This is a genomic window from Acinetobacter sp. 809848 (assembly GCF_000581275.1).
Classification (GTDB): domain Bacteria; phylum Pseudomonadota; class Gammaproteobacteria; order Pseudomonadales; family Moraxellaceae; genus Acinetobacter; species Acinetobacter pittii.
Window position 1 is genome coordinate 1 of sequence record NZ_JEXG01000020.1, and the last position, 12,891, is coordinate 12,891.

Below are 12,891 nucleotides of genomic sequence, written 5' to 3' on the forward strand. Positions count from 1 at the left end.
CCCCAATATTTGTTCGCAAAATAACTAAAAGAACCACTGACCGGCTCTTCAACAACCATTTCACCTAAATGGCGCATAATTAAAAAGGCAATAATTCCTGCAATTGCATATCCTAATAAAATTGAAGGACCAGCCAATTTAATTGTTTGTGAAAGACCTAAGAATAATCCTGTACCAATCGCCCCTCCGAGTGCGATGAGTTGAATATGCCGATTGGATAAGCCTTGTTTTAACTCGTGCTTATTGTTTGCATCCATAACATTATCTCCAATGTTGGTGTCACTTCCTGTACACCTTTATTCAGCACCATATCCGAAGGCCAGAACCCGACCTTCGGAAATAAGTAGCTTTAATATGAGTCCATTTAATTTTTGAGAAGACTTGTCCTGTCTTCTATTTAAAAAGAGATTGCATCCTTACATTTAATCGGTTGGGAACGCTCCTTTAAAATTTCGTAACCGCGATCACCGTAGTCAAAACGAGCAATCACAGAAGCAAATTTTTTCAAACTTACCGGCGCATCCATTGCTGGTAGTTTTAATTCAATGAAAGTTAACTGATCATTTTGCTGAACATTGTCTAAAACGCTCTTGAGCTGGCCAGCAGTTTCAACAACATAAGTTGTATGGCCTTTTTTACCGTTAAATACCGCTGGAATTTCAGTGTATTTCCAGTTTTGCACGTCGTTATAAGCAGCGTTTTCACCCATAATTAGGCGCTCAATGGTGTAGCCGCCATTGTTCAGCAAGAAAATGATTGGTTTTAAACCGTGACGGATAATTGTAGAAAGCTCTTGTACCGTAAGCTGGAAAGAACCATCGCCAATAAATAAAATTTGACGGCGCTCAGGAGCAGCTAACAAACTACCAAGCAAAGCCGGTAAGGTGTAACCAATAGAACCCCAAAGCGGCTGAGCAATATATTTAGCTGTGGCAGGGAGCTTTATTCCTGACAAAGCAGAGTTTGATGTTCCCACTTCACCAATAATCACATCATCTTCTTTTAAAAACCCTGAAATGTAGTTCCAAAGCACATCTTGGCTTAACTTTTGTTGAGCTGGAGCTTCAATTACTTTCTGAGGTTGTTTTTCAAGAAGAGGTGTTGTTGATTTACGTGGCGCAACTTTTTTATTTAACTCGACAAGTAATTGTCCAATTTCAATACCCGGAAAATCCTGACCAAAAATATTTAGGCCATAAGATTTAATTTCGATGTAGTTCTTGGTCTCAATTTGATGAGTAAATACAGCTGAGCCTACATCGGTAAAGCGTGCACCAACACCAATTAAACAGTCAGATTGTTCAATGATATTTTTCACATGCGGTTGGCTTGCCCCACCCACATAAGTTCCAATGTAACGAGGTGAACCTTCATCCATAATATTTTTTGCAGTATTCATGCCTGCAAATGGAATTGAGCATTTTTGAGACAAATCATTTAAAAGTGACGTTACACCAAAAACTGAAGCTTCATTATCAATAAGAAGTGCTGGGCTTTGAGCATTCTCAATAATGTCACAGAGTTTACTTACCACACTCTGCAATAATTCAGGTTCAACAGCTGGATAGCTTAGGTCGAGCGGACGCTCAGATACTTCAATCTTAACGTGAGTAATATCACCAGGTAGTTGAATGTGCACAGGACGGCGTTCCAGGAAACACTGACGTAATACACGGTCAATTTCAAAAGCTGCATTTGCTGGAGTTAAACGTGTTTGGGCAACTGTGAACTCTTTCATACAGTTCATAATATTGTCGTAGTTACCATCGACAAGCGTGTGGTGTATTAGTGTGCCCTTTTGAACCGCATGTAAAGGCGGAATACCTGAGATATGAATAAGAGGTACATTTTCTGCATAGGCACCTGCAATACCATTAATGGCACTTAAGTCACCTACACCATAAGTGGTTGCCAAGGCAGAAAAACCGTTAATTCGTGCATAACCGTCTGCTGCATAGGCAGCATTTAATTCATTACAATTTCCAATAAATTCGAGTTGTGGGTCTGCTTCAACTTGTTCTAGATATGAGAGGTTAAAATCACCAGGTACTCCAAAAAGATGTTGGATACCCATTTGTTTTAAACGAAGATTTAAAAAGTCACCGATTTCTATGAACATTGCTCTATATCCTTTGAGACCAATTTTTATTCCATAGAAAAATAATATTTCATCTATCTTTTAGATTTCGTGCATAATGAAAACGCATTTTAATAAAAATACATGATTTGTGTATCATAAAAGGATTTTATGCAATGGATAAGTTCGACTGGCAAATCATTCAGGCACTACAAAAGAATGGACGGCTCACCAATCAGGAAATAGGAGATTTAATTGGTTTATCTGCTTCACAATGTTCAAGAAGAAGGCAGCTACTTGAGCAAAAAGGCATAATTCTAGGCTACACTGCACGCATCCAGCAACAAGCGCTGGGGCTAGAAGTCACAGCGATGATACATATTAATCTAAGAACACACGAGGCAAAATCACAGCAGGCTTTTCAAGAGCTCATTGAAGCTGAAGACAACATTCAGGATGCATTTTCAATTAGTGGCGATGCGGATTTTATTTTAAAAGTCGTTGCAGAAAACTTAGAACAGCTTTCTCAATTTGTGACTGAAAGATTACTTTCTTATAATTTTATTGGGCATATAAAGTCTTACATCGTTCTTAAAAAAATTAAAGAACAGAATCATTTTTTAATCAAACCTAAAAGCATGAGCTATCATCACTCTCAATAAACTAACTCAGCTTTTCAAACATAAAAGTGAAAATAAAAAGGCGGATACTAGATCCGCCTTAAAATGAATATTTAGACTTTACTGATATGAACCGTTTGCCCAATCGTATTTTCAAGTAAACCTTCCAAGCCAAATTCAGCACCTAGGCCAGACATTTTCCAGCCACCAAAAGGTGCATGAGGTAGAACCTCAGCATGGGTATTAATCCAAACAGTTCCGCATTGAAGCTGACTAGCGTAAGTCTGAGCGGCTTTAATATCAGAAGACCAAATTGAGCCACCTAAACCAAACTCACTGTCATTGGCACGAGCAATAGCATCGTTGATATCGGTATATTTTAAAACAGGTAACACAGGGCCAAATTGCTCTTCTTGCACCACGCGGCAAGAATCAGAAACTTCAGTCAAAATAGTTGGTGCAATAAAGTAGCCTTGCTCTGGTAGCTGTTGTTGTCCAGAAAGTGCTTTTGCACCTTGTGCAATCGCTTCAGCAATAAGAGCTTTCACTTTGTTATATTGCATTTGGTTTTGTACTGGACCAAATGTTGTAGAAGATGCCATGCCGTCACCCACAACTTGGGCGTTGGCAATATCAGCTAACTTTTGAGATAAAGCTTCATATTGGCTTTCATGCACATATAGACGTTTTAACGCCGCGCATGTTTGGCCTGCATTTAAGAACGCCATGTTAAAAATCTTAGCTGCAATTTCATCGATATTTGCATCTGGTAATACAATACCAGCGTCATTACCACCAAGTTCTAAAGTTAAGTGTTTTAGCTGCTGAGCTGCCCCAGCCATAATGTGTTGACCAGTTCGCGTTGATCCCGTAAACACGACTTTTTGCACATCTGGATGAGAAGATAATGCTTCACCAATCTCACCAGCACCAACTACAATTGAAATTACGCCAGCAGGAACTTCTTGTTGAATGATTTCACATAAACGCAAAGTTGAGAGTGGCGTGTATTCAGAAGGTTTACTAATGACCACGTTACCCGCACGCAATGCAGGCATGATGTGCCAAACCGCAATCATCAGTGGCCAGTTCCAAGGAGTAATTGAACCTACTACACCTAATGGTTGGCGATGGCGCTCAATACGCTTGGTTTCACTATCTTCAATTACTTCTACAGGTAAATCCATCGCAGCCGCATAACGCGTCCAGCCAATTGCGCCCTGCACTTCCATTTGTGCAAGTGCGAGTGGCTTACCCTGTTCAAGCACAACCAACTCTGCAAGCATTTCAGCGTGCTTTTCAATGCCATCTGCAATCTTATTTAAGATCGACTTACGCTCATCATGGGAAACTTGTTGCCAAGCTTTAGATGCTTGTTTAGCAGCACTCACTGCCTGATTTACCTGCGCAACCGAAGCTTTTGCACAACGTGCAGCAGTTAAACCTGTAGCGGGGTTAAGAATTTCCAGTTCGCCTTGCTCACCTGAACAAAGTTGACCGCCAATAATGAGTTTAAACTCATTGAGCATATTCGCTTGTTGCATTTCTTCTTCCTTGTCTTAATTGTAATTACAGCCACTTACTTTTTTCAGTTAAAGCGGGATTATTTAAAGTAAATACGATATTGATATATCAATGTGACCAAAAATATTGGGGACATACCAATACAATAAGAAATTTGCTCCCCATAAATCATGCATAATTATTTTTGTTTTGTGAAAATATGCATGATTTGTGCATGTATTCTTTTCTTCATACACAATTCAAATAAAAACAATCTGCAATAAAAAAGCCCGGTAATAAACCGAGCTTTTTTTGTTATCAACTCAATTAGTCGATTGGTGGTACATAGTTACCAGAAGCAATTGCATCTTTAATGCGGTCAGCTTCAGCCAATACTTGACCTAAAAGGTTTTTAACGTTTTCGAATGTCACAACAGGGCTTAATGTTGTCATTTTCAATGACTGTACATTACCAACTTTTGTTACACCGATATTTGCCTCACCACGTGCAAACAATTCGTCCGCTACGTTTTGGTTTAAGCTATCGATAAACTCAGCTGGGTAGCCTTGTGGAACAACGCGGAACAATACCGAAGCAAACTGTGGTTCAACTAAAAGTTCTAAACCATCAGTTGCCTTGATGTAATCTGCAACTTCACGAGTAAGTTTGACACCATGGTCAATCATTGAACCATAAAGGTCTTCACCAAGTGATTCGATTGTCATCCACAATTTCAATGCATCAAAACGACGAGTCGTTTGTAATGACTTAGATACAAGGTTTGGTACACCATGCTCTTCGTCATAAGCAGAGTTCAAGTATTCAGCTTCGTAGTGCATGAAACGATAGTTCGATTCATCTTTCAACAAGAACGCGCCACAGCTAATGCTTTGGAAATAATGCTTATGGAAGTCGAGAGTAATTGAGTCAGACAACTCAATACCATCAAGCATTGCGCGGTAGTCATTTGACAGAATTAATGCACCGCCCCATGCCGCATCAATATGCATCCATGAACCATATTTATTGGTAATTTCACGGATTTTCTTCAATGGGTCAATTGCACCGGCATCAGTAGTACCTGCTGTCGCAACGACACAAGCAACAACTTTACCTTCAGACTGAAGATGCGCCATCGTTTTTTCGAGAGCATCTACATCCATTTGTGCATTTTCATTCACAGGAACAGTCACAACTGACTGGAAGCCCATGCCCATCATTGCCATGTTCTTTTGCACAGAGAAATGTGCATTTTCAGAACAAATGACTTTGACGTTTTTCATTGCATCGGCAGGAATACCATCACGCTGTACAGACCATGGATTACCATTTTCGTCTTTCCAGTTTTTCGAGATGCACCAGTCACGAGCAAGTAACACACCCATCAAGTTAGATTGAGTACCGCCAGAAGTGAAAACACCTGCTTGACCAGAACCATAACCCACTTTTTGACGCAACCAATCAATGAGCTGAACTTCCATTAATGAACCTGCAGGGCTTTGATCCCATGAGTCCATAGACTGGTTAGTTGCATTGATTAACACTTCCGCGATCTGGCTCATCACCATAGTTGGGCAGTGTAAATGTGCTAATGAATGTGGATGGTGTACTTTCAAGCTTTTATTCAAGAAAAGCTCAATCATACGTTGAAGAGATTCTTGTACACCCATACCTTCTTTTGAAGGTTGGAAAGAAATTGCTGAGCGCAATTCTTTAATGCTACCACCGGTGTACATCTTTTCATTTTGCAACCATGCTGAAACGGCTTTTACCGCTTCGCCCATTGCTGACTCATAGTCAGCAATGGATTGTGCATCATTGCAGAGTAACGCTTTACGATGTTCTGCAAAATCCACCATACTTATGCGCCTCTTACTGCAACCAATGCTTCTGCAATTGCTTTCTTAAAGCGAGCAACTACTTCAACACACTCGTCTTGAGTGATGATAAGCGGGCAAAGTAAACGAATTACTGTACCGTTACGACCACCTTTTTCAAGCAATAATTTATTGTTGAAACAAGCAGTTTGAATTGCAGCAGCTAATTGTGAGTCAGCTGGATGCGAACCGATACGATCAGCTGGTTTACGCTCGTCAACAATCTCAACACCGATCATTAAACCGCGACCACGTACGTTACCGATACATGGGAATTCTTGAGCTAATTTTTTAAATTCAGCTTGTAAGAAGTCACCACGCTCTTGCGCATTTTGAGCAAGATTTTGTTCGCTAATCGTTTTTAATACGACAAGACCAGTACCCATAGCAAGTTGGTTACCACGGAAAGTACCCGTGTGACCAGCAGGCTGCCAAGCATCAAATTTACGTTTAATACCTAATACTGCAAGTGGTAAACCACCACCTACTGCTTTAGACATTACAACAACATCAGGTTCAATACCTGCATGTTCAAATGCAAACATTTTGCCCGAACGTGCAAAGCCAGCTTGAACTTCGTCTAAAATTAAAACGATGTTGTGCTTTTCAGTCACTTCACGGATTTTTTGCAACCATTTTACTGGAGCTGTAACTACGCCGCCTTCACCTTGAATCGCTTCAAGAATAACAGCAGCCGGTTTTGTTACACCGCTTTCTACATCTTCAATAAAGTTTTCAAAGTAGTAAGTTAAAGCGTCAACACCAGCTTCACCACCTAAACCAAGTGGGCAGCGGTATTCATGCGGATATGGCATAAATTGTACGCCTGGCATTAAACCGTTAACGGCATTTTTTGCACTTAAGTTACCAGTCATAGCAAGCGCACCATGGGTCATACCATGATAACCGCCTGAGAAACTGATCACTGAGCTACGGCCAGTGTAAGTCTTAGCAAGTTTGATTGCTGCTTCAGTTGCGTCTGCACCAGCAGGACCACAGAACTGCAAGCAATATTCTTCTTTACCACCAGGTAAATATGCTAACAATGCTTCAGTGAATGCATCTTTTAAAGGTGTGGTTAAGTCTAAAGTATGCAATGGCAAACCACTTGCCAATGTATCTTGAATACTTTGAATCACCGCAGGATGATTATGACCTAAAGCCAATGTACCTGCCCCAGCTAAACAATCAAGGTACTGTGTACCTTCAACATCAGTAACCCAGCATCCTTGTGCTTTCGCTATCGCTAACGGTAATTTACGTGGATAGCTACGAACATTTGATTCCATTTGACTTTGGCGAGTCAAATAATATTCGTTAGTAGCATTAGTGGCAGGGTTAACGGAAGTAACGCTCATATCGGATTACCATCTCTGATAGGGGTAGAAAGAAATAAGTCTGGTGACGATTGGTCCTTTGACTCGGTGCTTTATAGAACTAGTAAAGACACTTATTTTATATCTTGTAACTAGGAGCGCGATGATACCTAATTTTACAAGAAAAAAAACGTCTTTTATGTACTTTACTCATCTAATCTTATTGAAAAAATGTATCATCCCAATAGTTATGATGAATTATCATCATACTATGTGACAACCTAAAGAAAATATTCTTTTTTTATATTACTTTGATTTTTTAAGTTACATTGAAACACTTTAATTTTAAGCTTTTAATTTTTAAAGACTTTATATTTACCAAAATTTAAAAAAACCTGATCTGAATATTACAAATACGCCACAAAATCTGCAAAAGTTATGCATAAGTTATGTTTAACATTTCCTAATGAAAAAAATTAAATTTATATTAATTTTTAAAGGAAAAATTTATGCGTACTTTAGCCGTATCCACCCTTCTTTTAGGTTCTCTCCTTAGCCCTTTAGTTTTTGCTCAGGATGATAATGCTTTGAACTACAATATTGTAAATGTACAAGCGGAAGCTTCTCGCCAAGTTTCTAATGATGAAATGCATGCAACTTTATATATTGAAAAAAGTAACAAACAACCAGCCGAGCTTTCAAACCAAATTAATCAACTGATGAATCAGGCACTTAATGTTTCTCGTAAATATCCACAAGTAAAAGTGGAAACTGGTGCTCAAAGCACTTATCCAATTTACGATAACGATAGCAATAAGTTAAAAGAATGGCGTGGCCGCGCTGAAATCCGTCTTGAAAGTAAAGACTTTAAAGCTGCTAGCCAGTTAGTAAACGAATTACAGCAAAACTTCCAAACTCAATCAATTAACTTTACGGTTTCTGATGAACAACGTAAAAAAGTTGAAAATGAGTTAATGGTAGAAGCATCTAAAAACTTCCAACAACGTGCTCAAATGTTGACCCAAGCTTGGAATAAAAACCAATATAGTTTGGTCACTCTAAACCTGAACACGAATAACTATTTCCCACAACCTGTAATGCGTGCCAGCATGGCTAAATTTGCTATGGCCGAAGCTGCACCAGCTCAAGACATGGCAGCTGGTGAGTCTAAAATTACTGTGAATGCAAACGGTTCAATTCAGTTTAAATAATTTGTTTCTCTAAAAAAAAGCCCTGATTAGTTCAGGGCTTTTTTTGACTTATTTTTTAAAAGGTAAAGCGTATTTAAATATACGGCCTACCACTTGTCCAAACTGTTTAGCCAGACTTGCATTGTTATAATTTAGACCATATTTTTTACATACAGCTTCAACTTTTGGAGCCATTTGGCGATAACGACGCGCTGGGATATCAGGGAATAAATGGTGCTCAATCTGATGGCTCAAATGTCCGCTTAAAATATGTAATGCTTCTGAACCTTTCAAGTTAGAAGAGCCACGAATCTGGCGCATATACCAGTGACCACGGCTTTCTTCTTGTAAAACAGACTTTGGAAATACTTCCGCATCTTTTGTGAAATGACCACAAAAAATAATCGTAAATGTCCAGATATTACGAAGACCATTTGCAACCAAATTACCAGTGAATACAGGTAAAGCTGCTGGACCTGCAATTAAAGGGAAGAAAACATAGTCTTTAAAAAGTTGTTTTCCAATCTTTTTATTAACAGGTTTTAACTCTTCCAAGAATTTTGCCATGCTCTTACGTTTATAAAGGACACGTCCAATTTCAAGATTCTGAATAGCTACGCCCCATTGGAACAATAAACAGAATGGGATGCTATAAACAGGTTGAAGTAAGAAACCCGGCTTCCAGCGTTGCTCTGGGAATAAACGAAGTAAACCGTAACCAATGTCATCATCAATACCTTTAATGTTGGTATAGGTGTGATGTTTATAGTTATGAGTTTGGCGCCAGTTATCAGAAGTACCGACAGTATCCCACTCGTAAGTTTGACCATTAAATTTAGGATCGTTCATCCAGTCATATTGACCGTGCATCACGTTATGACCGAGTTCCATGTTTTCCATAATTTTAGAGAAGCCTAATAGGCCTGTTCCTAAAATCCACGCTGGTGGGAACCAGCCTGCAAACAAACATGCACGACCTAAAAAGCTACTATAACGAATCGCAGCATAAACACGGCGGATATATTTAGCATCTTTCTCACCCAAATCATCCAGTACCTCTTGCTTGATCTGATCGAGCTCTTTTGCAAATGCATCAAGTTCTGCTGGAGTCAAATCTCGATTTTTAGGATTTTTAAAATATTCGACTTTCACTGGCATATTCATAAGAGTTCTCTCTTAAAGATCAATAACTAGATCGGATTTTGCTGAGTTCACACAAATTTTGAGTAATTGGCTTGGTTCAGTGTTTTCACTACCGTTAAGTAAATTACGTGTTGAACCTTGCGATTTATTACAAACACATTTATTACAAATTCCCATACGGCAACCATGAGTTGGTTTAAGGCCTTCATGTTCAAGGCTAACCAGAATTGACTGGCCTTTAGGAATTGCAATTACCTTATTAGACTGGGTTAATGTGACATTCACATAACCAATATCATCAGCAGAGCTTTCATTTGTTAAGCTAAAGGCCTCTGTTAAAACGGCTGGAGCTTTTTCAAAAAGTTGCTCAACTGTCGCCACAAAGCCAGAAGGTCCACACGCATAAATTGTGCTATTTTCGATATCATCAACTAATGCTAAATGCTCTGTATTTAAACGCTCATCATTTGGGGTTTCTTGTGTATAGAAAACCTGATAATTAAAGTTCGGATATTGCTGTGCAACTTTTTCAAAGTATTCAACAAAAGCTGCATCTGAACGTTGTTTCACCCAATATAAAAGTTGTACCTGAACTTTATCTAACTGCTGGCTTTGTTTAATCGCAGTAATTAGGCTCAACATTGGGGTAATACCACTACCCGCAGCCAACATAATTAAATTCGGTGTTTTGATGTTTTGTTGCATGTCACCATAAGGATGACCAAGCTCAAAAACATCACCGATTTGGCTTTCAGAAATAAACCAGTTACTCACGATACCGTCTGCAACTTTTTTTACGGTTAAACGTAAGTGCTGCGCATCTATTTGCATCAAACTATAAGTACGTTCATAGCGACGACCAGCAATTTCTACAATTACAGGATGATGCTGGCCTGCAACGCCCATTTTCACTAAGCGGTTACATTTTAGCGTCAGGCTCACCATGTCGTGAGCGACAAATTCTTTTTTTACAATTTGAACAAGGCCATGTTTTACAGACCATAAAGGATTAACTTTTTGTAGCCAGAAATTAGCCATTTCTTTATCAAAGATGGCTTGTGTCAATGAATTGAATAGAGAATTTCTCTTTTCGATTGCTTGCATAATTGAAGGCTCTGTCGCTCTTTTTTAATTATTATACACATGTATATATATTTGTATATACACCCGTACTTTTAATTACAATTTCACAAGTTCAGCTTCTAAGGATATAATCCTGAGAGTTTACAAATATATTGAACAGCATGACCCAATCTTCACTTTCTCAGAACCTGAATGACACACCTCAACAACAAGATGTCATTGAAATTAAAACAGCTACGCGTTCTGTTGGAAGAAAAGCGACAATTACTAAAGAAGAACTTTTTCAGGCCGCTTTAAACCTCATTGGTCCGCAAAAAAGTATTGCTTCATTGAGTTTACGAGAAGTAGCTCGAGAAGCAGGAATTGCGCCAAATAGTTTCTATCGACATTTTAAAGATATTGATGAATTAGCTATTTCTCTAATTGACCGCGCAGGTATCGTTTTACGTAAAATTATCCGACAGGCTCGCCTACGCGCTTCCTTGCAAGAAAGTATTATTCGTAGTTCGGTCGATATTTTTCTTCAACAGCTTGATGCCGACGAAGGCAATTTAAGTTTACTGCTCCGTGAAAGTTTTACAGGTTCAGCTTCTTATAAAGCTGCCGTAGACCGTCAACTCAACTTTTTTCAGCAAGAGTTGCAAGAAGATTTAATTCGTCTTGAACGATTAAATAACAATCACCTCTACCATCCAGATCTTGTTGCAAAAGCAATTACTCAACTTGTGTTTCACATGGGTGCAAAAGTCATTGATTTACCGATCAATCAACGTGCAGAAGTTGCTGAACAAACCATGATTATGATTCGGATGATTTTAGAAGGTGCACGTCATCTAGATGAAGCAAAAATTCGCTAAAATGATCTAATGAATGGCTTGTTGATGAACAGGCCATTTTTACATCTAACTCCTCTATTTTCCAATAAAAATATAATTCACTGATTGAAGCGAATAGCTTGCCAGAGTATAAATAATCATTCCGTTTGCTCTTTCTCCTATATTCCCAACGATCTCAGGGATCAACATGCAAAATTTGAATAATCGTCAAAGTCTGATTGCAAGCTACATTCTTATGGGCATCTTTTTGCTTTCGGTTATCCCATTACATCTATTAGCAAGTTTTTTTGCAGGCTTTCTCATTTATGAAATTATTATTAGTTTAAGTTCGGTTGTAGAACGTTATATTGATGGCCAAAGAGCCCGTATTTTTATTAGTATTTTACTCAGTATTGTCACCATTTCACTTATTGGTTTTTTCATTACCAGTCTGATTAGTTTCGTTGTATACGATCTAAAAGGTGTCGGATTACATAGTATTAATAGCAAGGTTGATCAAACCTTACTTCATTTACAAGCAGAGATCACAAAGTATCTTCCAGGTTATATTCCTGATAGCGTGACAGATCTAAAAGACGAAATCTTTGCATTTATGAAAGATAACGTCACCACACTAAAAAACACCAGTTCCGATATTTTGCATAACTTCGTGACCATGGTCATGGGATTAATTATTGGTATTTTGGTGGCGATACATGGTTTTCATCGCCGTACGCCTCAGCCTGTTTTTAAGTCACTGCTTATCCAACGTATTCAAAAATTATCAATTTCATTTAAAAATGTTGTTTTTGCCCAAATAAAAATTTCAGCGATTAACACGCTGCTCTTTATTTTATTCGCCTTTATTTTATTGCCGCTTTGGGGAGTTCACCTTCCTTTTGCCAAAACTTTAACTATTTTGACCTTTATGTTTGGTCTCATTCCAATTTTAGGGAATCTGCTTTCAAACACTTTAACGTTTATTGCAGCTCTTACAATTTCCCTAGGACTAGCAGGAGCAGCATTACTTTATCTCGTTTTGGTTCATAAGCTTGAATATTTTATTAATGCTAAAATTATTGGGCATAAAATCAATGCAAATGCATGGGAGATTTTATTAGCAATGCTAGTATTTGAGTCAATTTTTGGCTTAGGCGGTTTAATCGCAGCTCCAATTTTTTATGCGTATTTAAAGCTAGAATTAAAAGACGCTGGTCTTATCTAACTCAAAATCAATGTATAAAAAAAGCGCCCTCTCGGCGCTTT

10 protein-coding genes and 1 pseudogene are annotated in these 12,891 nt (G+C 38.5%); 4 read left to right on the forward strand and 7 right to left on the reverse strand.

Translation table 11 applies throughout. From position 1 onward, the window contains the following. Together J536_RS15740 and J536_RS15745 are read right to left on the reverse strand one after the other, a co-directional pair. Positions 1-257 (reverse strand): annotated as a pseudogene (locus tag J536_RS15740) (aromatic amino acid transporter AroP); the annotation flags it as partial. A 140-nt stretch (positions 258-397) separates the two neighbouring features. After that, entirely contained in the window at positions 398-2,119 is a 1,722-nt protein-coding gene (locus tag J536_RS15745; RefSeq protein WP_032063298.1) for an alpha-keto acid decarboxylase family protein, read from the reverse strand. 134 nt (positions 2,120-2,253) lie between these two features. Here J536_RS15745 and J536_RS15750 point away from each other — a divergent pair, with 134 nt between their 5' ends. Further along, entirely contained in the window at positions 2,254-2,739 is a 486-nt protein-coding gene (locus J536_RS15750) for an Lrp/AsnC family transcriptional regulator (protein ID WP_004700117.1), read from the forward strand. Positions 2,740-2,810: 71 nt separating this feature from the next. Here the strand turns inward: J536_RS15750 and J536_RS15755 are convergent, their stop codons facing one another. From J536_RS15755 to J536_RS15765, 3 genes are all read right to left on the reverse strand, one after another. Continuing rightward, entirely contained in the window at positions 2,811-4,241 is a 1,431-nt protein-coding gene (locus J536_RS15755) for an aldehyde dehydrogenase family protein (protein WP_032063299.1), read from the reverse strand. 286 nt (positions 4,242-4,527) lie between these two features. Next, positions 4,528-6,060 (reverse strand): pyridoxal phosphate-dependent decarboxylase family protein, encoded by a 1,533-nt coding sequence (locus J536_RS15760; protein ID WP_032063300.1) that lies wholly within the window; start codon positions 6,058-6,060, stop codon positions 4,528-4,530. A gap of 2 nt (positions 6,061-6,062) precedes the next feature. After that, on the reverse strand, positions 6,063-7,436 hold the full coding sequence (locus J536_RS15765; RefSeq protein ID WP_002118718.1) for a diaminobutyrate--2-oxoglutarate transaminase: 1,374 nt from the start codon (positions 7,434-7,436) through the stop codon (positions 6,063-6,065). A 467-nt stretch (positions 7,437-7,903) separates the two neighbouring features. Here J536_RS15765 and J536_RS15770 point away from each other — a divergent pair, with 467 nt between their 5' ends. Next, entirely contained in the window at positions 7,904-8,605 is a 702-nt protein-coding gene (locus tag J536_RS15770; RefSeq protein WP_014207320.1) for an SIMPL domain-containing protein, read from the forward strand. A gap of 48 nt (positions 8,606-8,653) precedes the next feature. On the opposite strand, the gene J536_RS15775 is transcribed toward J536_RS15770, so the two are convergent. Together J536_RS15775 and J536_RS15780 are read right to left on the reverse strand one after the other, a co-directional pair. Continuing rightward, the gene (locus J536_RS15775) at positions 8,654-9,748 is read right to left on the reverse strand and encodes a fatty acid desaturase family protein (RefSeq protein WP_002118415.1); all 1,095 of its coding nucleotides are present in this window, start codon (positions 9,746-9,748) and stop codon (positions 8,654-8,656) included. Positions 9,749-9,760: 12 nt separating this feature from the next. Beyond that, on the reverse strand, positions 9,761-10,831 hold the full coding sequence (locus J536_RS15780) for a ferredoxin reductase (RefSeq protein ID WP_032063301.1): 1,071 nt from the start codon (positions 10,829-10,831) through the stop codon (positions 9,761-9,763). 140 nt (positions 10,832-10,971) lie between these two features. Here J536_RS15780 and fabR point away from each other — a divergent pair, with 140 nt between their 5' ends. Together fabR and J536_RS15790 are read left to right on the forward strand one after the other, a co-directional pair. Further along, on the forward strand, positions 10,972-11,667 hold the full coding sequence (gene fabR, locus J536_RS15785) for an HTH-type transcriptional repressor FabR (RefSeq protein WP_002118668.1): 696 nt from the start codon (positions 10,972-10,974) through the stop codon (positions 11,665-11,667). 166 nt (positions 11,668-11,833) lie between these two features. Continuing rightward, a complete protein-coding gene (locus tag J536_RS15790; RefSeq protein ID WP_005067939.1) occupies positions 11,834-12,850 on the forward strand; it encodes an AI-2E family transporter in 1,017 nt (338 codons plus the stop codon). The last annotated feature ends 41 nt before the right edge of the window (positions 12,851-12,891 follow it).

Coding starts and splice junctions, on each gene's coding strand:
- J536_RS15745 (WP_032063298.1), bottom strand. CDS start 2,119: ATGTTCATAGAAATCGGTGACTTTTTAAATCTTCGTTTAAAACAAATG.
- J536_RS15755 (WP_032063299.1), bottom strand. CDS start 4,241: ATGCAACAAGCGAATATGCTCAATGAGTTTAAACTCATTATTGGCGGT.
- J536_RS15780 (WP_032063301.1), bottom strand. CDS start 10,831: ATGCAAGCAATCGAAAAGAGAAATTCTCTATTCAATTCATTGACACAA.
- J536_RS15750 (WP_004700117.1), top strand. CDS start 2,254: ATGGATAAGTTCGACTGGCAAATCATTCAGGCACTACAAAAGAATGGA.
- J536_RS15775 (WP_002118415.1), bottom strand. CDS start 9,748: ATGAATATGCCAGTGAAAGTCGAATATTTTAAAAATCCTAAAAATCGA.
- J536_RS15770 (WP_014207320.1), top strand. CDS start 7,904: ATGCGTACTTTAGCCGTATCCACCCTTCTTTTAGGTTCTCTCCTTAGC.
- J536_RS15760 (WP_032063300.1), bottom strand. CDS start 6,060: ATGGTGGATTTTGCAGAACATCGTAAAGCGTTACTCTGCAATGATGCA.
- J536_RS15765 (WP_002118718.1), bottom strand. CDS start 7,436: ATGAGCGTTACTTCCGTTAACCCTGCCACTAATGCTACTAACGAATAT.
- J536_RS15790 (WP_005067939.1), top strand. CDS start 11,834: ATGCAAAATTTGAATAATCGTCAAAGTCTGATTGCAAGCTACATTCTT.
- fabR (WP_002118668.1), top strand. CDS start 10,972: ATGACCCAATCTTCACTTTCTCAGAACCTGAATGACACACCTCAACAA.